The 20,011-nt window shown below is 71.0% G+C and carries 20 protein-coding genes and 1 pseudogene; 12 read left to right on the plus strand and 9 right to left on the minus strand.

Translation table 11 applies throughout. From position 1 onward, the window contains the following. Nucleotides 1-45 precede the first annotated feature (45 nt). The 4 genes from ACYVF7_RS11020 to ACYVF7_RS11035 all read left to right on the plus strand — a co-directional run bounded on the left by ACYVF7_RS11020 (nucleotide 46) and on the right by ACYVF7_RS11035 (nucleotide 3,774). The gene (locus ACYVF7_RS11020; protein ID WP_460338521.1) at nucleotides 46-1,692 is read left to right on the plus strand and encodes a 3-hydroxybutyryl-CoA dehydrogenase; all 1,647 of its coding nucleotides are present in this window, start codon (nucleotides 46-48) and stop codon (nucleotides 1,690-1,692) included. A gap of 94 nt (nucleotides 1,693-1,786) precedes the next feature. Continuing rightward, nucleotides 1,787-2,098, plus strand: coding sequence for an ATP/GTP-binding protein (locus ACYVF7_RS11025; protein WP_460338523.1), 312 nt, complete (start codon nucleotides 1,787-1,789; stop codon nucleotides 2,096-2,098). Between the two features lie 10 nt (nucleotides 2,099-2,108). Next, nucleotides 2,109-2,819 (plus strand): alpha/beta hydrolase, encoded by a 711-nt coding sequence (locus ACYVF7_RS11030; RefSeq protein ID WP_460338525.1) that lies wholly within the window; start codon nucleotides 2,109-2,111, stop codon nucleotides 2,817-2,819. Nucleotides 2,820-2,988: 169 nt separating this feature from the next. Then, entirely contained in the window at nucleotides 2,989-3,774 is a 786-nt protein-coding gene (locus tag ACYVF7_RS11035) for an alpha/beta fold hydrolase (RefSeq protein WP_460338527.1), read from the plus strand. A 7-nt stretch (nucleotides 3,775-3,781) separates the two neighbouring features. Here the strand turns inward: ACYVF7_RS11035 and ACYVF7_RS11040 are convergent, their stop codons facing one another. The 3 genes from ACYVF7_RS11040 to mce all read right to left on the minus strand — a co-directional run bounded on the left by ACYVF7_RS11040 (nucleotide 3,782) and on the right by mce (nucleotide 7,146). Continuing rightward, nucleotides 3,782-4,990 carry an AI-2E family transporter gene (locus ACYVF7_RS11040; RefSeq protein WP_460338529.1) on the minus strand — a complete coding sequence of 403 codons (1,209 nt, stop codon included), beginning with the start codon at nucleotides 4,988-4,990 and terminating at the stop codon, nucleotides 3,782-3,784. 181 nt (nucleotides 4,991-5,171) lie between these two features. Next, nucleotides 5,172-6,479, minus strand: coding sequence for a DivIVA domain-containing protein (locus ACYVF7_RS11045; protein ID WP_460338531.1), 1,308 nt, complete (start codon nucleotides 6,477-6,479; stop codon nucleotides 5,172-5,174). A 238-nt stretch (nucleotides 6,480-6,717) separates the two neighbouring features. Next, the gene (gene mce, locus ACYVF7_RS11050; RefSeq protein ID WP_460338533.1) at nucleotides 6,718-7,146 is read right to left on the minus strand and encodes a methylmalonyl-CoA epimerase; all 429 of its coding nucleotides are present in this window, start codon (nucleotides 7,144-7,146) and stop codon (nucleotides 6,718-6,720) included. A gap of 84 nt (nucleotides 7,147-7,230) precedes the next feature. Here mce and ACYVF7_RS11055 point away from each other — a divergent pair, with 84 nt between their 5' ends. The 4 genes from ACYVF7_RS11055 to ACYVF7_RS11070 are packed head-to-tail and all read left to right on the plus strand — an operon-like array spanning nucleotide 7,231 to nucleotide 10,042. Next, the gene (locus ACYVF7_RS11055; protein WP_460338535.1) at nucleotides 7,231-8,409 is read left to right on the plus strand and encodes an acetyl-CoA C-acetyltransferase; all 1,179 of its coding nucleotides are present in this window, start codon (nucleotides 7,231-7,233) and stop codon (nucleotides 8,407-8,409) included. A gap of 9 nt (nucleotides 8,410-8,418) precedes the next feature. Continuing rightward, nucleotides 8,419-9,375 carry a methylmalonyl Co-A mutase-associated GTPase MeaB gene (gene meaB / locus ACYVF7_RS11060; RefSeq protein WP_460338537.1) on the plus strand — a complete coding sequence of 319 codons (957 nt, stop codon included), beginning with the start codon at nucleotides 8,419-8,421 and terminating at the stop codon, nucleotides 9,373-9,375. A 45-nt stretch (nucleotides 9,376-9,420) separates the two neighbouring features. Beyond that, nucleotides 9,421-9,687 (plus strand): type II toxin-antitoxin system VapB family antitoxin, encoded by a 267-nt coding sequence (locus ACYVF7_RS11065; RefSeq protein ID WP_460338538.1) that lies wholly within the window; start codon nucleotides 9,421-9,423, stop codon nucleotides 9,685-9,687. Continuing rightward, on the plus strand, nucleotides 9,671-10,042 hold the full coding sequence (locus ACYVF7_RS11070; RefSeq protein WP_460338540.1) for a PIN domain-containing protein: 372 nt from the start codon (nucleotides 9,671-9,673) through the stop codon (nucleotides 10,040-10,042). The genes ACYVF7_RS11065 and ACYVF7_RS11070 overlap by 17 nt, the downstream gene beginning before the upstream one ends. A 4-nt stretch (nucleotides 10,043-10,046) precedes the next feature. Here the strand turns inward: ACYVF7_RS11070 and ACYVF7_RS11075 are convergent, their stop codons facing one another. From ACYVF7_RS11075 to ACYVF7_RS11100, 6 genes and pseudogenes are all read right to left on the minus strand, one after another. Continuing rightward, on the minus strand, nucleotides 10,047-11,681 hold the full coding sequence (locus tag ACYVF7_RS11075; RefSeq protein ID WP_460338542.1) for a bifunctional lysylphosphatidylglycerol flippase/synthetase MprF: 1,635 nt from the start codon (nucleotides 11,679-11,681) through the stop codon (nucleotides 10,047-10,049). A 145-nt stretch (nucleotides 11,682-11,826) separates the two neighbouring features. Then, entirely contained in the window at nucleotides 11,827-12,513 is a 687-nt protein-coding gene (locus tag ACYVF7_RS11080) for a DUF4230 domain-containing protein (protein WP_460338543.1), read from the minus strand. A gap of 212 nt (nucleotides 12,514-12,725) precedes the next feature. Next, complete coding sequence (locus ACYVF7_RS11085) at nucleotides 12,726-13,499, minus strand: DUF2127 domain-containing protein (RefSeq protein WP_460338545.1); 774 nt, start codon at nucleotides 13,497-13,499, stop codon at nucleotides 12,726-12,728. An 80-nt stretch (nucleotides 13,500-13,579) separates the two neighbouring features. Next, nucleotides 13,580-14,830 carry a hypothetical protein gene (locus tag ACYVF7_RS11090; protein ID WP_460338547.1) on the minus strand — a complete coding sequence of 417 codons (1,251 nt, stop codon included), beginning with the start codon at nucleotides 14,828-14,830 and terminating at the stop codon, nucleotides 13,580-13,582. Further along, nucleotides 14,823-15,083: a hypothetical protein gene (locus ACYVF7_RS11095; protein WP_460358621.1), complete on the minus strand. Its 261-nt coding sequence runs from the start codon at nucleotides 15,081-15,083 to the stop codon at nucleotides 14,823-14,825. Before ACYVF7_RS11095 ends, ACYVF7_RS11090 begins: the two co-directional genes overlap by 8 nt. A gap of 37 nt (nucleotides 15,084-15,120) precedes the next feature. Further along, nucleotides 15,121-15,507 (minus strand): annotated as a pseudogene (locus tag ACYVF7_RS11100) (ATP-binding cassette domain-containing protein); the annotation flags it as partial. Nucleotides 15,508-15,762: 255 nt separating this feature from the next. On the opposite strand from ACYVF7_RS11100, the gene ACYVF7_RS11105 reads away from it, so the two are divergent. The 4 genes from ACYVF7_RS11105 (at nucleotide 15,763) to ACYVF7_RS11120 (ending at nucleotide 19,986) form a co-directional block, all read left to right on the plus strand. After that, entirely contained in the window at nucleotides 15,763-16,269 is a 507-nt protein-coding gene (locus ACYVF7_RS11105; protein ID WP_460338549.1) for a MarR family transcriptional regulator, read from the plus strand. 195 nt (nucleotides 16,270-16,464) lie between these two features. After that, on the plus strand, nucleotides 16,465-18,132 hold the full coding sequence (locus tag ACYVF7_RS11110) for an acyl-CoA mutase large subunit family protein (protein WP_460338551.1): 1,668 nt from the start codon (nucleotides 16,465-16,467) through the stop codon (nucleotides 18,130-18,132). Nucleotides 18,133-18,391: 259 nt separating this feature from the next. Further along, entirely contained in the window at nucleotides 18,392-19,330 is a 939-nt protein-coding gene (locus ACYVF7_RS11115) for a tetratricopeptide repeat protein (RefSeq protein WP_460338553.1), read from the plus strand. A gap of 20 nt (nucleotides 19,331-19,350) precedes the next feature. Beyond that, nucleotides 19,351-19,986 (plus strand): cytidylate kinase-like family protein, encoded by a 636-nt coding sequence (locus ACYVF7_RS11120; protein ID WP_460338555.1) that lies wholly within the window; start codon nucleotides 19,351-19,353, stop codon nucleotides 19,984-19,986. Nucleotides 19,987-20,011: the final 25 nt, after the last annotated feature.

Raw genomic sequence — 20,011 nt, forward strand, 5'->3', positions numbered from 1 at the left:
GGGTCGGCCTTACAGCTGGACCATGAGCTCTGGGAGACTGCGGGCATGGGTGCTTCGCTGAACAAGGTCGGGGTCGTAGGGCTCGGCACGATGGGCGCCGGGATCGCCGAGGTGATCGCGCGGAGCGGGCTGGACGTCGTCGGGGTCGAGGTGGGCGAAGAGGCGCTGCAGCGCGGCCGCGGGCACCTGGAGAGCTCCACCGGCCGGGCCGTGAAGCGCGGCAAGCTCGCGGCCGAGGAACAGCAGGCGATCCTTGACCGGATCGAGCTGTCCACCTCGTTCGGCGCCCTGAGCGACTGCGACCTGATCGTCGAGGCCGTGCCGGAGCAGCTGGCGCTCAAGCGTCGGGTCTTCGAGCAGCTCGACGGGGTCTGCCGGGCCGATGCCGTCCTCGCCACCAACACGTCGTCGCTGTCGGTCACCGAGATCGCCGTCAGCACGAACCGCCCCGAGCAGGTCGTCGGCGTGCACTTCTTCAACCCCGCGCCGGTGATGAAGCTCGTGGAGATCATCCACACCGTGCTGACCCGGCCGGAGGCCCTGGCCGTCGTCCAGGACCTGGTCGAGCGGCTGGGCAAGGTCGGAGTCACCATCGGCGACCGCGCCGGGTTCATCGCGAACCGGCTGCTGTTCGGCTACCTGAACCAGGCGGCGGCGATGTACGACTCCGGGCACGCGACCCGCGAGGACATCGACGCCGCGATGAAGGCGACCGGCCTGCCGATGGGGCCGCTGACGCTGATGGACCTCATCGGCCTCGACGTCTCCCTGGAGGTCTGCGAGGCCATCTACCGGGAGACACGGGACCGGCGGCACGCGCCCGCGCCGATCCTGCGGCAGTTCGTCACCGCCGGGCTGCTGGGCCGCAAGACCGGCCGCGGCTTCTACTCCTATGACAAGCCGGCCGTGCCGACCATGCCCGCCGAGGCCGGGACCGTCGAGCCGCCGCCCCGGGTCGGGGTCGTCGGGTCGGGCCCGCTGGCCGTCGCCCTCATCCGGGGGTGCCTGCGCGCCGGCGCTGACGTCCGGTTCGTCGCCGGGGACAAGGAGAAGGCGCAGGCCGTCGGCACGGCGCTGGAGCAGCCCGTCGAGGGCGGCACCGAGCTGGCGCTGCTCGCCGAGTGCGACCTGATTATCGAGGCGGTGGCCGAGGACACGTCGGTGAAGCGGTCGCTGTTCGCCGCCGTCGACGACGTGGCCAAGCCGGGTGCCATCCTCGCCACGACGGCCACCACCGTGCCGGTGATCGAGCTGGCAGCGGCCACGGACCGGCCGCAGGACGTCGTCGGGCTGCACCTGCCCGACCCGGAGGGCGAGTTCGCCGAGATCGCCACGACCGTGGTGACGGCGACGGAGGTCGCGCGACGGGCCACCGAGTACGTCACCGCGCTCGGCAAGCACCCGGTGCGCTGCCGGGACCGCGCCGGCTTCATCGTCGACGCGCTGCGCGTCCCGTACCTCAATGACGCCGTACGGATGCTCGAGTCCGGGTACGCCGACGCCGACGCGATCGACGCCGCGATGCGCTACGGCTGCGGGTACCCGATCGGTCCGGTCGCCGACCTGGACCGGATCGGCCTGGGCCACGCGGTGGAGGTGCTGCGCGCCCTCTACACCGAGCACCGCGAGCCCGCGTACGCGCCCTCCGCACTGCTGGAGGAACTGTTCACCGCAGGCCGTACCTTCCGCTGAGCGCCGGCCCGTCCCGTACGACCCTGCCCGCTCGGCGCGACCCGGTGCGCACCGGTTCGTCCCGTACGGTCCCGGTCCCCGTACCCTGAACGGCATGAGTCCGCGCAAGAACCGCCGTGACCGCGACGCCGTCCGGGAGACCGGGCCCGGCGCGTACGGCGGTCCGCAGCGGACCGAAGAGGGGCCCGACGGCGACTGGATCGTACGGCCGATCGCGGGCGGGGCGAAGGCGTACCGCTGCCCGGGGTGCGACCAGGAGATCGCGCCGGGCGTCGGGCACATCGTGGCCTGGCCCGCCGACGGCGGTGGGCTCGACGACCGGCGGCACTGGCACCGGCCGTGCTGGAACCATCGTCTCAACCGGCTGCCGAACATCCAGCGGTCCCGTCGAGGCCCGCGCTACTGAAGGGACGCAGATGGGGGAGATCCGGGCGAGCACGGTGCTGCCCGCGCGCCGCACCGACATCGAGCTGCGGACCGCCGACGGCCTCACCCTCGTCGGCGAGCTTGCCCTGCCGGAGGACCGGCCGCCGGTCGCCACCCTCATCTGCCTGCACCCGCTGCCGACGCACGGCGGGATGATGGACAGCCACGTCCTGCGTAAAGCGTCGTACCGGCTGCCGGCGCTCGCCGGGCTCGCCGTGCTGCGGTTCAACACGCGCGGCACGAGCAGCGACCGTGGGACGAGCGAGGGGGAGTTCGGCGGGGGCGACTCGGAGCGGTACGACGTCGCGGCGGCGATCGAGTACGCCGAGTACCACGACCTGCCGCGTGCGTGGCTGCTCGGCTGGTCGTTCGGCACCGAGCTCGCGCTGAAGTGGGGCCGCGACCCGCTCGTGGAGGGCGCGATCCTGCTGTCCCCGCCGCTGCACCGGGCGACCGACGCCGACCTCGACGCCTGGGCGGAGTTCGGCCGGCCGCTGGTCGCGGTCGTCCCGGAGCACGACGACTACCTGAAGCCGGCGGAGGCGCGCGAGCGGTTCAAACGCGTGCCGCAGGCGGACGTCGTCGCCGTCGACGACGCCAAGCACCTGTGGGTCGGCGAGCCGTACGTGCGGATCGTGTTGAACGAGATCGTGCGCCGGGTCGCGCCGGAGACGTACCCATTGCCCACCAACGTGGAGTAGAACTTTCGCCGCATCGGGATAAGAGGTTTGCCACCACCGTGGACGGTTTCTAAACCTCTGCGGCCGAACTCGGCCACGCTCTCGGCGGATCGAATCGCAGCGGTGAGGATGAGCTGTGCTCGTGCGTTCGCCGGGCTGGGCCGCATTCGTACCTGATGAGGTGATAGTCGTGCCGCTGTACAGCCGCGACGTCGGGGACGGGACACCGCTGGTACTTCTGCACGCGTTCCCGCTGTCGTCGGCCATGTGGCTGGCCCAGCGCGAGGCCCTGGCCGATCGGTTCCGGGTGGTGACGCCGGACCTGCGCGGCTTCGGAGGCTCGCCTCTCGGCACCCCCGAACCCTCGGTCGACGTCATGGCGGACGACGTCGCGTCGCTGTTGGACGCCAAGGGCATCGACCGCGCCGTCGTCGGCGGCCTGTCGATGGGCGGCTACGTCACGCTGGCGTTCTGCCGGCGGCATCCCGACCGGGTCCTCGGCGTCGTACTCGCCGACACGAAGGCCACGCCGGACAGCGAGACGGCCCGGGCCGACCGGCTGCGCATCGCCGAGCGGCTGGAGGCGGACAAGACCGTCGACGTCCTCCTCGAGGAATTATTGCCGCGGCTGGTCGGGCCGACGACCATGCGGCAGCGGGCCCTGATCTACGGACGCGTGCGCGGCCTGGTGCAGTCGGCGCCCCCGTCCGCCGCGGCGTGGGCGCAACGCGCCATGGCGGCCCGCCCGGACGCCTTGGAATCGCTCGCCGGGCTGCAGGCCCCCGCCCTCGTCGTCCACGGCGCGGAGGACGAGATCATGTCGGAGGACGACGCCCGGGCGATGGTCGAGGCGCTCCCGAACGCCGAGCTCACGCTCGTACCCCGCTCCGGTCACCTGCCCCCCGTCGAGCAGCCGCAGCTGTTCAACGAGGCGGTCGGGGAGTTCGTCGCCGCGCTGGGCCGTACGATCCGCTGACACCGGATCACTGCTGCTCCTGGCGGGGCATGACGACCTCGCGAATGATCAGCGCGACCGCGGCCGCCGCGGGGATGGCGAGCAGCGCGCCGATCATGCCGAGCAGTGCGCCGCCGATCAGCGCCGCGATGACGGTGACGGCCGGCTGGACGTCGACGGACTTCTTCATCACGCGCGGCTGGACCACGTAGTTCTCGACCTGCTGGTAGATCAGGAAGAAGATCGCCGACGCGATGCCGATCCAGAAGCCGGAGAAGAACGCGATGGCGGTGACGAGGACCGCCCCGATCGTCGCGCCGATGAGCGGGATCAGGTCGGTGATGGCCACGAGCAACGCCAGCGCGATGGCGTACGGCACGTCCACGATCAGCAGGAAGATGTACGACGTGACGCCCGCGATGATCGAGATGAGGACGTTGCCGGCGACGTACCCGCCGATGCGGGAGAGGATTTCGTCGCCCAGCAGCGCGACGCGGGCCCGCCGGGTGCGGGGCGCGAGGCGGTACATGAAGCCCGTGATGCTCGGCAGCGACCCCAGGAAGTAGAGCGTGAGGATCAGCACCGTGAACGTGCTGAACACTCCGCTGAGCACCACCTGGCCCACGCCGAGGATGCCGTTGGCGGCCTGCTTGCCGAGATCCTTGTCCTGCAGCGCGTCCTTGGCGCGCTGGAGCAGGTGGTAGCGGTGGTCCCAGTCCTGCAGCTTCGGGTTGTTCTGCAGCTGCTCGAGGTAGCCGTTGCCGCTGGTGAGGTTGTTGACGAACGCGGTGATCTGCTCGGTCAGCGGCGGCACGATCGCGAAACCGAAGCCCACGAAGAACCCGACCAGGCACAGGAACACGATGAGCACGCCCCACCGGCGGGACAGCCCGACCCGCGTGAGCGCCTCCACCGCCGGGTTGAGACCGACCGCGAGGAACAGCGCCACGACGATCAGGATGATCACATCGCGGGCGTCGCCGACCGCCTTGACGAGCATGTACGCGGCCAGCACGCCGAGCGCGCCCCAGAAGCCGAAGATGAACGGGTGACCGCGGGTGAGCGGCCGGCCTGGACGGCCGAAGGGGAAGAGCGCGTCGACGCCCGCCTCACGCTGCCGGGCCTCCATGTCGGTGACCGGGTCGACGGCGGCCACCTCGCCCGCGGACCCGGGACTCTCCGCGAGGGTTCCGATCTCCTCGCGCTGCTCGCCGTCGATGGGGGGTTCGGCAGGCACGCAGGTCTCCTTGGTCATCCGGTGGTTAAGGAGAGCCTAGTGCCCTTTGCCGGACAATCTCCGTGAAGCGCCTCTTAGACGGCGTGGTCGAGTGCCTAACGCGCTCGGTCCGCGGTGACCGGGAAAGTCACCGCGGACCGAGACATCGTCTGCCGCCTCTCAGGCCCTCAGGCCGGTGAGGTCACTCCTGCCACCAGTCGTCGTCATCGTCCTTCTTCTTGGCCTGCGCCGGCGGCGGGGTGGCCGCGGCGGGTGCCGGCTTGGGCGCGGGCTTCGGCTCGGCCGGAGCGATCGCGGGCTTCTCCGGCGGCGCGGAGATGGCCTCGTCGGCGCCGCCGCCCATCGGCGCGGAGACACCGCCGATGAGCTGACGCAGCTGGTTGAGGTGGCTGGTGATGCTGTCGCGCTGACGCGTGAGCTCGTCCACCTGGCGCTGCGCGGTGGTGCGCATCTTCTCGGCTTCGTTCTTCGTCTCGGTGAGCAGCTGCTCGGCCTGGGACTTCGCCTCGGCGATTATCTGCTCGGAGCTCTTGCGGGCGTTCGCGACGAGCTGCTTGGCGTGGCTGTCGGCCTCGCGGCGCGTCTGGTCGGCCTGCTGGGTCGCCTTGGTGGCCCGCTGCTCGGCGGACGCGGCGCGCTGCTCGGCCTCGGCCACCAGCTTCTGGGTGGCGCTCTGCGCCGCCGCGTGCCGCTCGGCGTCCTGCCGCTCGGCCTCTTCGCGCCGGGCGGCCAACTGGATCTCGAACTCCGCCTCGGCCTGGGCCCGCTGCGCTTCGCTCTCCTCGAGGATGCGCTGGGCCTGGGCCCGCATCTCGTCGGCCTGGCGCTTGGCCGTGGTGAGGATCTCGTCGCGCTCCCGCTTGGTGGACGCCCGCAGCTGGGCGACCTCCCGCTCGGTGGTGGTGCGCAGCTTGGCGATCTCCCGCTCGGCGGCGGCGCGCTTTTCGGCGACCTCGTGGTCGGCGGTGGCGCGCAGCTTCGCGACCTCGCGCTCGGTCGTGGAGGTCAGCTCGTCGGCCTGCCGGCGTGCCGTCGTGCGCACCTCCTCGGCCTCGCGCTCGGCGGTCTGGCGCATGTCGTCGCCCTCGCGCTTGGCCGTGGCGCGGACGTCGGATGCTTCGCTCTCCGCGGCGGCGCGCAGCTCCGCCGCGTCGACCTTGGCGGCGGCCTTGATCTCGTTGGCCTCCGTGCGGGCGGCCTGGACGAGCTCGGTCGCCTGCTCCTCGGCGAGGCGCAGCAACTGCTCGATGCGCGCGCCGAGACCGGAATAGGTGGGTCGCTCCTGCTCCTGGAGCTGGCGATGCGCGTCGGAAAGCTCGCGCTGCAGCGCCTGGGTCTGCTCGCGACTCTGCCGGACCTCGCCGTCGAGCTGCTTGATGTGCTCTTCGACCTGGTGCCGGTCGTAGCCGCGCAGCACCACGTCGAACTCGCGTGGGGGCGTGCTGTCTTCGAAGAAGTTGCTGAGCTGGGCGTCGATGTCGGACTGCATGAGGCTCAATCCTGCTGTGACGAGACGGCTACAAGTGGTGGAGGTACCAGACGATGGCCGCACGAGTACTGCGTGTTACGGGGTAAGGCACGGGCGGGACCACTTTCCGGCGACAGCAGAGTACTCCGGACACTGCCGTGTTGGGGGCTCAACTTTACGTCCTGGGCAGTTTGTCGTGATTGTCAGAGCCCATGTAGCGCCCGGGTAAGGCAACCGTCCGTGGTGTCGAGCCTTGAGGTCAGTGCTCGCGCGGTCGCGCCTGGACGAGTTCGGTCAGCACGCCGCCGACGTCCTTGGGGTGCAGGAACGCGATCGAGGCTCCCATGGAGCCGTGCCGGGGACGCTCGTCCAGCAGCCTGACGCCCTTCGCCCCGACGGCCTCCAGCGCCGCCGTCACGTCGTCCACGCCGTATCCGACGTGGTGCACGCCTTCTCCCCGTTTCGCCAGGAACTTCCCGACCGGCGTATCGGGGTGCAGCGGCTCCAGCAGCTGGACGTACGACGAGCCCGCGGGCCCGTCGGCGACGTGGAGCATCGCCTCCTTGACCCCCTGCTGCTCATTGACCTCCCGGGACGCCACGATCAGTCCGAACGTGCTCTCGTAGAAAGCGATCCGCTCCTCCAGATCATGGCATGCGATCCCGACATGATCGATCCGCGTGAGCATGGCGCCGCCTCCCTGGCAGATCCTGGATTCCTTATGGGTATGTTGGCAAACGTCGCCCCCATCTTTCGCGGAGGTCTCGTTTCCATGGCCGGATCCGTCATCGTCGCCGGAGCGCGGACGCCCATCGGGCGCCTGCTCGGCTCCCTCAAGGACTTCGCAGCGGTGGACCTCGGCGCGGTCGCCATCCGCGCCGCCCTCGAGCGCGCCGGCCTTACCGGCGACCAGGTCGACTACGTCATCATGGGCCACGTGCTGCAGGCGGGCGCCGGGCAGATCCCGTCCCGCCAGGCCGCCGTCAAGGCCGGCGTCCCCATGAACGTCCCCTCGCTGACGATCAACAAGGTCTGCCTGTCCGGCCTGGACGCCATCGCCCTCGCCGACCAGCTCATCCGGGCCGGTGAGTTCGACGTCGTGGTCGCGGGCGGCATGGAGTCGATGACCAACGCCCCGCACCTGCTGCCGAAGTCGCGCCAGGGCTACAAGTACGGCTCGATCGAGGTGCTCGACGCCACGGCCCACGACGGCCTCACCGACGCCTTCGACGGCGTGTCGATGGGCGAGTCGACCGAGCGGTACAACGCGAAGCTGGGCATCTCCCGCGAGGAGCAGGACGAGTTCGCCGCCCGCTCGCACCAGCGGGCCGCCGACGCGATCAAGAACCAGCTGTTCGACGACGAGATCGTCCCGGTCGAGATCCCGCAGCGCAAGGGCGACCCCGTCGTGTTCTCCGCCGACGAGGGTGTCCGCCCCGACACGACGGCCGAGTCCCTCGCCCGCCTGCGGCCGGCCTTCAGCAAGGACGGCACGATCACCGCCGGTACGTCCTCGCAGATCTCCGACGGCGCGTGCGCGGTCGTCGTCATGTCCAAGGCGAGGGCCGAGGAGCTCGGGCTGACCTGGCTGGCCGAGATCGGCGCGCACGGCAACGTCGCCGGTCCGGACAACTCCCTGCAGTCCCAGCCGTCCAACGCCATCAAGCACGCGCTCGGCAAGCAGGGGCTGACCGTCGGCGACCTGGACCTCATCGAGATCAACGAGGCGTTCGCGTCGGTGGGCATCCAGTCGATGCGCGACCTCGGCGTCGACGCGGGCAAGGTCAACGTCAACGGCGGGGCCATCGCGCTGGGGCACCCGATCGGCATGTCGGGCGCCCGGATCGTCCTGCACCTGGCGTACGAGCTGCGCCGGCGGGGCGGCGGGATCGGCGCGGCCGGGCTGTGCGGGGGCGGCGGTCAGGGCGACGCCCTCATCCTGAAGGTCTGAGGGCACGGGGTGGCGCGCAACGTCGACGTCGAGGATCTGGTCGAGCGGGCGAGGAAGGGACAGCCGCGCGCGCTGGCGCGGCTGATCTCCCTGGTGGAGAACGCCTCGCCGCAGCTGCGGCCCATCATGGCCGCGCTGAACCCGCTCGCCGGCCGGGCCCGGGTCGTCGGCCTGACCGGCGCCCCGGGCGTCGGGAAGTCCACGTCGACCGGCGCGCTGGTCACGGCGTTCCGGAAGCGCGGGCTGCGCGTCGGCGTGCTGGCGGTCGACCCGTCGTCCCCGTTCACCGGGGGCGCGCTGCTCGGCGACCGGGTCCGGATGCAGGACCACGCCGCCGACTCCGGCGTGTTCATCCGCTCGATGGCCAGCCGCGGCCACCTCGGCGGACTGTCCTGGGCGGCCCCGCAGGCCATCCGCGTCCTCGACGCGGCGGGCTGCGACGTCGTGCTCGTGGAGACCGTCGGGGTCGGCCAGGCGGAGGTGGAGATCGCCTCCCTCGCGGACTCGACGATCGTGCTGGTCTCGCCGGGCATGGGCGACTCCATCCAGGCCGCCAAGGCGGGGATCCTGGAGATCGCCGACATCTTCGTGGTCAACAAGGCCGACCGGGACGGCGCCCAGCAGACCGTACGCGACCTGCGCAACATGATCGCGCTGGCCGGTGACGTGGGGTGGAAGCCGCCGATCGTGCCGACCGTCGCGGTCAAGGGTGAGGGCGTGGACGACGTCGTACGGAAGCTGGACGAGCACTACGCGTGGATGGAGGAGTCTGGCGAGCTCCAGCGGCGGCGGCTGGCCCGGGTCCGCGACGAGATCGAGGCCATCGCCGTCACCGCGCTCCGCGAGCGCATGGGCGACCTGCACGGCCACCAGCGCCTCGACGTCCTCGCCGGAAAGGTCCTGTCCGGCGACTGCGACCCCTACTCCGCCGCCGACGAGCTCATCGCCGGCGTCACGAACGACTGAAACGCAGATATACTCAGGGCGTCTTGATATATATGGAGGTGCGTCATGACGAAGATCCTCGTAGACGTGGACGATGACGCCCTCAGTGAGGCGGCCGAGTTGCTGGGCACCACGACGAAGAAAGACACCGTGAACACCGCGTTGCGGGAGACCGTCGAGCGGTTGCGGCGCGCTCGTGCCTACGCAGAGTTCGTTGAACTCGGCAAGTCCGGCATGTTCGATGTCTTGCACGATAAAAGGAATTACCGCGGTGTCCCCGGCGACCTATCTGATCGACACGAGCGCTCTGGCGAGGATGGCCCAGACTCCTGAACGATGGGAGGAGCAGGTCAGCGCGGGTCTGATCGCGGTCTGCCCCATCATCGAGCTTGAGGTGCTGTTCAGCGCCCGGTCGATGGACGAGCGACAGCGATTGCGAGAACTTCTTCGCGCCATGTACGGCTGGGTGCCGATGCCCGACGGGGCCTATCAGCGCGCCGCTGAGGTCCAGGAAGCGCTCACCAAGCGCGCGCAGCATCGGTGCGCCGGACCGGTGGATCTTCTGGTGGCGGCTACGGCGGAGCTGGAGAACCTCACCGTGCTTCATTACGACCGCGACTACGAGACGATCGCACGGGTGACCGGCCAGCCGACGCGGTGGCTGGCCCGGCCGGGGACGCTCAGCTGACCGGCTACGTGGGGCGCGACGCCGTGGCGTAGCCGTCCTCGGGAACCTGGTTGGGAGCAGGAGCGGGCGCGGTGCGGGGCGGGTGGCGGTGGCCGAACTCCAAGGTGAGCAGCGCCGCCGCGACGGGCAGGAGGCTCGCCCACGACGGGAAGGCCACCGCGCGCGGCACGTACCGCGGCCGGAACTTCCGGTTGAACAGGTACAGCGACTCCACCTTGATGAACGGGTCGAGCAGGTGGATCAGGCGGTAGCCGCTCTGTTCGAGGAGCCCGCGCTCGGCGGTGTCGAACAGCTCGCGGAACGCCGCGAAGTTGAGGGACACCTCGTCGATGCCGCGTTCGCGCGCGTACGCCATGACGTCGGCGATCATGCGCTCGTTCAGCCCGTTCGGGCCGTCGGGTGTGCGGCGCATCGCGTCGAGGGACAGCCGGCGTCCGCAGGCGCTCGGCAGGTACCGCTGGAAGCCGAGGGACGCGCCCTCGGCGTCGCGGGCGACCACGATGACGGAGGAGGCGTGCCGGCCCGTCAGCAGGTCGTCGAGGTTCATCGAGAAGCCGCGTTCGTCCGCGCCGCCCATGGCCTCGGTGGCCACCGACTGGAGCTGAGCGCGCTCGTCGGCGCTCAGGTCGCCTTCGCGCGCGACCTCGGTGGTCACGCCCGCGTTGCGGGTGCGCTGCACCGCCTGCCGGACGTTGCGCATGCTCCGGCCGCTCAGGCCGAACTCGGTCGGGGTCAGGACGACCTCGTCGCCGATGCCGATCGAGCGCAGGCCGTACGGGCGCCACAGGTCGAGCAGGTCGCCGCGGGCGGCGAGCACGGCCATCCGCCACCCGGAGCGCTCGGCCATCGCGGCGAACTCGGCGACGGCGGCCGGGTAGGAGCGCGGGTCGCCGGCCGGGTCGCCGCCCGCGACGGCGACGCCGTACAGCACGCGGTACCCGATGACGGCGCGCCGGTCAGGGCTGAAGACGTACGACTTGTCGCTGCGCAGCACGAAGGGGGCCAGCGTGTCGGAGCCCTCGTCGTCGACCAGGCGTGCCGCCTCGGCGCGTTCGCGTTCGGAGCCCGCCGGCGGCGGTGGCGCGGGCGTGAGCATGGTGACCAGCATGGCGAGCAGCCCGCCGCCGCCGATCAGGCCCAGGCTGGCCTCGAACCAGTGGTCGGCCGAGCCGGAGAAGTGGACCGGGCCGGGGCCCGAGGCGGTCAGGCCCGCGAGGAGCTCACGGCCCGCGTCGCCGGGCGTGGGCCCGGGACTCATCTGGTGCCACTGGAGGATCATGACCGCGAGGCCGTACGCGATCGCGAGGCCGTACGTGATGGCGCCGGCGCGGACGGCGGTGCGCACCCGGCTGGGCGAGGCCGTGAACTCCCCACGGAACCGGATGAAGGCGGTGAACGCCGCGACCAGGATCATGAGGCGGCCGAGCTGCCAGGTGTTGAGCGCGTCCAGGGCCGACAACCCGGTGAGCATGAGGACGACGTAGAGGGCGACCCGGCGGCGCAGGAGCACTCCGCGCGCGGTCGCGATGAGGATCAGCGCCAGGAGGAACTCCTGGCCGTTCGGGAAGAGTTCGCCGATGACGAGATGGGCCGGGCGTTCGGGCGTGGAGCCGCCCATCGCCGGGAGTGCGACGGCCACCGCGGCCGCCGCGGTCGAGAGCGCGAGCGGCCAGGTGGGTCTGCGACGAAGTGTTGACGTGCCTGCCACGGACACAGCGATCACCCCGGTTTATCCGTAACCGGCCCTTATTTAGTGCTATTCCCCGTGGGCCGTCTCGATAAGATCACGGCGATGTGGCGTAAGTCACCGTAACGTTTTTGAAGCCCAGAGCCCGCAACAAGTTCGTGATCATTTGCTTGGTGTTCTCGTCGGCCCGCGCCGCCAGGCCACTGGCCCCGGCCGCGTCCTGGATCTTCTGCGCGGCCAGCTGGTAAAGCTGCTGCTGCTGATTCGGGTTCGAGCTGAAGAAATCGCCGATTCGGTCGAACAGCCCGCGCTCCTGAGCGAAGACATAACTGTGTTTCGGATCCAGATTGGTCTTCTCGAGCTGAGCGTGCGGCAGCCGGATCGTCACGGACGTGCGGTCCTTGTCCGTGGTCACCGCCCCGTTGCCCAGGTGTGAGAAGTCGACGTAGGAGTCGACGCTCCCCGTCCCGACGAACAGCGTCCGCCGGCCCCGGACCTGGCTGGGCAGGAAACGCGCGTCCTTCTCCAGGTCCACGACGACCTGGAACTGGCCCGTCGCGGCCTCGTACCGGGAGATGTTCTGGATCGACTGCAGGACGGCGGGCCCGCTGCGGTCCTTCGTCTGTTCGCTGAACGGGTTGATCCAGTGCGGGAGGGCGTGCACGCCCGCCAGCACGGCGTACGCCAGCGCGACGAGCACGACGACAAACGCGATCAAGCGAAGGCCCGGCCGCCTCGGCGGCCGAGAGGACGGCTCGTCCTCGGGGGCTTCCGGTCGCACCATTCGTCTCACCTCTGGGGGGTTCGGCTAAGACCGGGATTACCCAGAAGCGCCCCGCTCATCCCACGGCGAGACAGTGATCAATAGCGCAGCCCGTACCCGTTTGGACAGAGACCGGCGACGATCACCGGACACCTGCCGTCAGGCCGACGGCCGAAGGCCAGGTCGGCGGTCGCGCGGGCGCGGCGGCGCCCGCGCGACCTCGGCGGGTGCGGCTATCCGGCGGTCTCGGCGTGCGGGGAGACGGCCGCCTGCTCGACCTCGATCACCGACTCGCCGCGCCGCTTCGCCTCGTAGGCCTCCTTGCCCCCACGGATGCCGAAGAGCCGCTTGGAGATCAGGAGGTACAGGACCAGCCCGACGTTGATCACCAGCGCGCCGACGCGGACGCCGGTGATGCGCTCGGTGAGCTCGTAGATCTCCAGCGGCAGGCCGAACGACGTGGCGACCACCGCGAAGTACTCGCCCCACCGCTTGCCCAGCCACAGGCCGACCGCCTCGATCAGCTCGATCACGGCGTACGCCAGCAGCCCGACCGCGAACCACGTCAGCGTGGCCGCCTTCAGCGTGAAGACGTGGTGGATGCTCTCGACGATGCGGGAGTGGTCGAGGTCCCAGCCGACCTGGTTGGCGAGCGGTTTCAGCAGCGGGACGTCCTTCTCGAAGGCCCGCTGGATCGAGCCGCGATTGGCCGAGAAGCGCCACACGCCGTACGCCGCCGCGATGATCAACAGACCACGGATCACCCGCTCGATGGCGAAGAAGCGCATCAGCAACTGGTCGCGCAGCTCCCGGCCGCGCATGACGAGGGGTGCGTGGTCGGCGGGCCCCCGCCCGTGCGGCTCGCCGTGGACGTAGGTGCCGCAGCGCAGGCAGCGCCACGCCTCCCCGGCGGGCGTCGCGACGTGCAGCCGGTCGCGCAGCACCGGCTCGTCGGGGGCATAGGTGACGTGCCCTGCTCGGGCACACTTCCGCAGGCTCCAGTCCACGGATCGACGATAGTGAATACCGGGGGAAAGAGCACGTTAGTCGCAGTGTGTGTGACTCATCGTGACGCCTCTCGCTCACGTCACCGCTCGTGGAAGTCCCTGCCGCGCAGGGTGCAGGAGTGGTAGCGGGCGTAGTGGGTGCGCAGCCATCGGCGCCGGCGCTGTTCGTCCCAGCGGGCGAAGGTGCGGGCGGCCACGGCGTCGTCGAGCCGCGGCGGGCCCTCGTCGAGCAGCCATGCCGAGACGAGCGCGCTGTAGCGCGCGCCGAGGGCGTGCCGGGGGTCGCCGCAGGTCCGCGCGTCGAGGAGGCTGATCTCGATCTCCTGCGCCGCGCGGTGCGCGTACCCGGGGGACAGGTCGCTGAGGTGGATGTAGACGACGCCGTGGCCGGGGCGGGGGAAGTCGTCGTCGGGCCGGTGCTCGATGCGGACGAAGCGGCCCGGCGTGCCGCTGAGCCGCGCGGCGAGGGGGGTCAGCGCCGCCTCCAGCGACGGCAGGGCCGTGTGCAGGGCGGGGTGCACGCAGACCGTGAGGGGCCACTGGCGGCAGGAGTACGCGAAGGCGCGCGGCACGACGGCCGGGGTGCGCTGCTGCCCGTGCAGCCACACAGTGGTGCCCGTGACGACGCCCGCCGCCGCGATCGTCGGCAGCGCCAGCCAGGCGTGCCGGGTCAGCGCCCACAGGTAGCCGGCGACCAGGACGGTCCCCAGCCCGAGCGACCACAGCGCCTGGGCCGCGAGCAGTTCGGTGCGCAGCGCGGCGAACAGCCCCACGTGCCCCACGCCCGGGGGCGGCAGCAGGTCCGCCCAGGGCTCGGGGCGGGCGGCCGCCCACAGGTAGGTGACCACCGCGACGACCGGAACCGTCGGCAGACGCGGGACCAGGCGGCCCGTGAGATAGCCGACGACGGTGTACACCAGCAGCGTGAGCGCGCCGGCGAGCGGCCCGATCGGCCTCGGATGGCCGCCCTCCACGTGGATCATCGTCTTGGCGACCACGACCGCGGCCACGACGGTGTAGGCGCAGAGCGTGACGATCCCGAGCAGGAGAAGGTCGAGCAGGGGACCCAGGGCGGGTGAGCGGGCGGTCAGCCCTCGCAGGTAGTCCAGGCGGTGCTCGCGCAGGGCCACCCACGCGGCGAACCCGGCCGACGCCGGACCCAGCAGGCACACCGACGAAAACAGCGCCGCGACGGCGTCGTCCCAGTAGGCGACGCCGGGCAGCATCGCCCGCCAGGCCGCCACGGCGCCGAGGAACGCCAGCGCCGGCACGGCCAGGAACAAGGCCGTACGACGCGCGTCGATCCGCAGCACCCGCGCAAGGTCAGACACCGGCCGGCACCCGCGCGCCGGGGAGGGGGACGCACGGCGACTCGACGAGGCGCCCCCGGACCATGCCGAAACCCTGATCGCACCACCCCGTCAGCTCCGCGGGATCGGCGGCCGTGACCACCACCGCCGGGGCCAGGCCCCGCAGCAACGGGATCAGCTCTTCGCGCTCGGAATCGCCGATGCCGGTGAGCGGCTCGTCGAGAATGACGAGCTCCGGCTCGTGCACGCACGTGGCCGCCAGGCCGGCGCGCAACCCGCATATCTTGCGGGAGCATGTCCATTTCGAGCGACGCCGCATCGCTGAGTCCGAATCGCTCCAGAATCGCGTCGACCGCCCGGCGCGGTGTGCATTTGTAGTAGGACGCGTAGGCGACGAAGTCGTGGGTCGACAGCCCCGACGCCCACGCGAATCGCGCGGGCAGCAGCCCGATCCGGGCGCGCACCACGCGCCGCCCGGCCCGCCGGGTCACGTCGTGGCCCAGCACCTCCAGGTCGCCCCTCGACGGCCTTCGCAGGGTCGCCAGCGTCTCCAGCAGCGCCGACCTGGCAGGCCCGGCCGGGCCTGCCAGGCCCACGACCCCATGTGTCACCTCGAACGTGGTGGGACGCAGCAACCACCGCCTGCCGCGGCGGATCCCCAGGCCCCGTGCCACGATCGCGGAAAAATCCCCGATCATAATTACCCCCCGAATTGGCGACGCGTGCGCGAGGGCCGGGGGCGATCACCGCGCTGAACGGTTGCGTGGACGCCCCTCTTTGCCGTCGTCCGCACGCGTCGACAATGGAACTATAACTTGCCTTGATGATGAGTGTCAGCGTTCCTTTGTCGGCCGCCGGGATTGCGGCTGATTCGCGGTGATTAGCAGGGCGGACGCGGCGATATCAAGCGTGATTCGGCGGATCCGGGGCCGGTGGGGCGATAGCGTATGTGAGTGGCCAAGCCGCTCAACCTGCCTTTCGATCCGATCGCCCGTGCCGGAGATCTCTGGGAGCGTCGCTGGGGGCGGTCGCCCGCCATGCTCGCGGTGACCTCCATCATGCGGGCGCAGGCCATCCTCATCGCCGAGCTCGACGCCCTGCTGAAGCCGTACGGCCTCACCTTCGCCCGGTACGAGGCCCTGGTGCTGCTGACGTTCAGCCGCAAGGGCGCGCTGCCCCTGTCGAAGATGGGCGAGCGGCTGATGGTGCACCCGACGAGCGTCACCAACACGATCGACCGGCTCGAGCGCCAGGGGTACGTCCGGCGCCGCCCCAACCCCCGCGACGGCCGCGGCGTGCTCGCGGAGATCACCGACAGCGGCCGGGAGACGGTCGAGCGCGCCACGGCGGACCTGCTGGCCGCGGACTTCGGCATGGGTGCGTACGGCGACGGCGAACTGGACCAGATCGTCGACGTGCTACGCGGCCTCCGCATCGCCGTAGGCGACTTCCAGGACTGAGAAGGGCACCCTGCTCGATTGCGCTCGCTCCGCGAGCGCGGTTCGCGGCGCCCCACACGCCGTCCTCCCTCGTCTGGTCGCTGCGCTCCCGGCGCTCCTCGGTCCAGATGACGCGCGCCGCTCACGGGAGTGGTTGGCGGCCAGATACTAGGACATCCTAGTATCTAGGAAGTCAGGTCGGCCTGAGGAGCGCTCATGGACATCCGGGACATCGAAGAGGGCCGCCGTCGTTGGCAGGCCCGGTACGACGCCTCCCGCCGCCGCGACGCGGACTTCACGACGCTTTCCGGCGTCGAGGTCGAGCCGGTGTACGGGCCGCCCGCCGCCGACCCGCGGTTCGAGCGCATCGGCTGGCCGGGGGAGTTCCCCTACACGCGCGGCCTGTACGCGACGGGCTATCGCGGGCGCACCTGGACGATCCGGCAGTTCGCGGGGTTCGGCAACGCCCGGCAGACCAACGAGCGGTACAAGATGATCCTCGGCGCGGGCGGCGGCGGCCTGTCGGTCGCGTTCGACATGCCGACGCTCATGGGCCGTGACTCCGACGAGCCGAAGTCGCTCGGCGAAGTCGGCCACTGCGGCGTCGCCATCGACTCCGCCGCCGACATGGACGTCCTGTTCGACGGCATCCCGCTGGGCGACATCACGACGTCGATGACGATCTCCGGGCCCGCGGTGCCGATCTTCTGCATGTACCTCGTGGCAGCGGAACGCCAGGGCGCCGATGTCCACGGTCTCGACGGCACGCTGCAGACCGACATCTTCAAGGAGTACATCGCGCAGAAGGAGTGGCTGTTCGCGCCGGAGCCGCACCTGCGCCTCATCGGCGACCTGATGGAGTTCTGCGCCGCCGAGATCCCCGCGTACAAGCCGCTCAGCGTCTCCGGCTACCACATCCGGGAGGCCGGCTCCACGGCCGCCCAGGAGCTGGCGTTCACGCTCGCCGACGGCTTCGGGTACGTGGAGCTGGGCCTGTCGCGCGGGCTCGACGTCAACGCCTTCGCGCCCGGCCTGTCGTTCTTCTTCGACTCCCACGTCGACTTCTTCGAGGAGATCGCGAAGTTCCGTGCCGCGCGGCGGATCTGGGCGCGCTGGCTGCGCGACGTGTACGGCGCGACGTCGGAGAAGGCTCAGTGGCTGCGGTTCCACACCCAGACCGCCGGGGTGTCACTGACCGCCCAGCAGCCCGACAACAACGTCGTGCGCACCGCCATCGAGGCCCTCGCCGCCGTGCTCGGTGGCACGAACTCCCTGCACACCAACGCCCTCGACGAGGTCCTCGCCCTGCCGAGCGAGAAGGCCGCCGAGATCGCCCTGCGCACCCAGCAGGTGATCATGGAGGAGACCGGCGTGGTCAACGTCGTCGACCCGCTCGGCGGCTCCTGGTACGTCGAGGCGCTCACCGACCGCCTCGAGGAGGAGGCCGAGCGCATCTTCGCGCGGATCAAGGACATGAGCCCGGACGGCTCCATGACCGGCGGCATCCTGCGCGGCATCGAGGACGGCTGGTTCATGGCCGAGATCGCCGACGCCGCGTTCACGTACCAGCAGCAGCTGGAGAAGGGCGAGAAGAAGATCGTCGGCGTGAACTGCCACACCCAGAGCATCGAGGAGCCGCTGGAGATCCTGCGGGTCGGCCACGAGGTCGAGCGGGAGCAGAACCGCCTCCTCGCGGAGCGGCGCGCGGCCCGGGACCGTACGGCCGTCGAGGCGGCGCTGCGGCGGATGACCGAGGTGGCCCGGACCGACGACAACCTGATCCCCGCCATGCTGGACGCCGTACGGGCCGAGGCGACCCTCGGCGAGATCTGCGGCGCGCTGCGGGAGGAGTGGGGCGACTACTCCGAGCCCGCCCGCTTCTGACGGTCGGCTACTCCGAGCCCGCCTGCTTCTGACGGTCGGCTACTCCGAGCCCGCCCGCTTCTGACGGCTCCGAGCCCGCTTCCTTCTCTCGACCGGTTGCTCCGAGCCCACCCGTTTCCGGCGGCCGGTCGGGCTCATCCCCGGTGACGTGGGAGATTCTCCGCGGTCGCGCCTCATTCGCGCGCCCGTGGAGCGGGCTGGATCGATCACCTGGCGGGCGCGCGTATTCGTTCGGCGGCGCATGCGGCAGGATGGACTCATGACGTCATCGGACTTCTCGTTGCACGGTGCGATCGACCTCGGTGCGCGACGTGCCGCGGCGCAGAAACAGCAGCAGCGCGCCGCCTCGGGTGACTCGGGTCCCTCGGGGGACTCGGGAGGCTCTCCTCACGTCATCGACGTGACCGACGCGACGTTCAACACCGAGGTCGTCGAGCGGTCCCGCAGCGTGCCGGTGCTCATCGACTTCTGGGCCGACTGGTGCCAGCCGTGCAAGCAGCTCGGCCCGATCCTGGAGAAGCTCGCGGCCGAGGCGGCCGGCAGCTGGGTGCTCGCCAAGGTCGACATCGATGCGAACCCCGCCCTGGCCCAGCAGCTCTCCCGGATGGGCGTCCAGGGCATCCCGTTCGTGGCCGCCGTGGTCGCGGGCCAGATGCTCCCCGTCCTCAACGGCGCCGCGCCCGAGTCGCAGGTGCGCCAGGTGCTGGACCAGCTCTTCGACGCGCTCCGCCAGCAGGGCCTGCTGCCCGAGGGCGCCGGGCCCGAGGTCGCCGAGCAGCCGGCTGCCGATCCGCTGGAGATCGAGGCGGAGGCCGCGCTCCAGCGGGGCGACCTCGACGCGGCCGGCGCGGCCTTCGGCCGGATCCTGGAGACCAGCCCGAACGACCCGTTCGCCAAGAGCGGCCTGGCCCTCGTCGAGCTCCAGCGCCGTGCGCAGTCCTACGACCCGGCCGCCGTGCGCAGGGACGCCGCCGAGCGCCCCGGGGACGCGGCCGTCCAGGTCAAGGCCGCGGACCTGGAGCTGGTCGAAGGACGGGTCGAGGAGGCCTTCGACCGGCTCATCGGCACCGTGCGCCGCACCTCCGGGGACGAGCGGGACACCGCCCGCAAGCACCTGGTCGCGCTGTTCGAGGTGCTTCCGCCAGACGACCCGCGCGTGGGCCACGCCCGGCGAAAGCTCGCCTCGGCGCTGTTCTAGTGTCATGAGATGAGCGTGTGATGGCCGTAGTCGTCACGATCTCCGCGGCGTTCGGGGCCGGTGGCAGCGTCATCGGTCCCGCCGTCGCCGAGCGCCTCGGCGTGCCGTTCGTCGACCGGGCCATCCCCTACACCGTGGCCGCCGACATCGGCTGCTCACTGGAAGAGGCGCTCGTCCACGACGACCGCGCCGAGCACGGCCTCGGCCGCATCCTGGCCAACGCCGCTCGCCTGCCGAACGTCACGCTCGGCGGCATGGACGTCTACCTGCCGCAGCGCGGCGTGGTCCCCGAAGAGGAGTTCGTCACACGCACCGAGCAGGTGATCAAGGAGATCGCCGACCGGGGTGAGGGAGCGGTGATCCTCGGACGCGCCGCGCAGAAGGTGCTCGCCGGGCGGCCCGCGACGCTGCACGTCCGGCTCGACGGCCCCCGCGAGCGGCGGATCGCCCGCATCGAGGAGTCGATGGAGGTCTCCGCCGAGGAGGCCGAGCGCCTCCTGGACGACAACGACCGGGCGCGCACCGCGTACGTCAAACACTTCTACCGGGCAGACCCGGCGGATCCCGGCCTTTATCATCTGGTCATCGACAGTACGCGGCTGGCCGCGGGGGCCTGCGCCGACATCGTGGTGACGGCGGCGCACGCGATCAGCTGACCTCACCATCACCTCCGCACGCAGG

The sequence above is a fragment of the Actinoallomurus acanthiterrae genome, from assembly GCF_054775715.1.

Coding starts and splice junctions, on each gene's coding strand:
- ACYVF7_RS11020 (WP_460338521.1), top strand. CDS start 46: ATGGGTGCTTCGCTGAACAAGGTCGGGGTCGTAGGGCTCGGCACGATG.
- ACYVF7_RS11025 (WP_460338523.1), top strand. CDS start 1,787: ATGAGTCCGCGCAAGAACCGCCGTGACCGCGACGCCGTCCGGGAGACC.
- ACYVF7_RS11030 (WP_460338525.1), top strand. CDS start 2,109: ATGGGGGAGATCCGGGCGAGCACGGTGCTGCCCGCGCGCCGCACCGAC.
- ACYVF7_RS11045 (WP_460338531.1), bottom strand. CDS start 6,479: ATGCAGTCCGACATCGACGCCCAGCTCAGCAACTTCTTCGAAGACAGC.
- mce (WP_460338533.1), bottom strand. CDS start 7,146: ATGCTCACGCGGATCGATCATGTCGGGATCGCATGCCATGATCTGGAG.
- ACYVF7_RS11055 (WP_460338535.1), top strand. CDS start 7,231: ATGGCCGGATCCGTCATCGTCGCCGGAGCGCGGACGCCCATCGGGCGC.
- ACYVF7_RS11065 (WP_460338538.1), top strand. CDS start 9,421: ATGACGAAGATCCTCGTAGACGTGGACGATGACGCCCTCAGTGAGGCG.
- ACYVF7_RS11070 (WP_460338540.1), top strand. CDS start 9,671: ATGGCCCAGACTCCTGAACGATGGGAGGAGCAGGTCAGCGCGGGTCTG.
- ACYVF7_RS11080 (WP_460338543.1), bottom strand. CDS start 12,513: ATGGTGCGACCGGAAGCCCCCGAGGACGAGCCGTCCTCTCGGCCGCCG.
- ACYVF7_RS11110 (WP_460338551.1), top strand. CDS start 16,465: ATGGACATCCGGGACATCGAAGAGGGCCGCCGTCGTTGGCAGGCCCGG.
- ACYVF7_RS11115 (WP_460338553.1), top strand. CDS start 18,392: ATGACGTCATCGGACTTCTCGTTGCACGGTGCGATCGACCTCGGTGCG.
- ACYVF7_RS11120 (WP_460338555.1), top strand. CDS start 19,351: ATGGCCGTAGTCGTCACGATCTCCGCGGCGTTCGGGGCCGGTGGCAGC.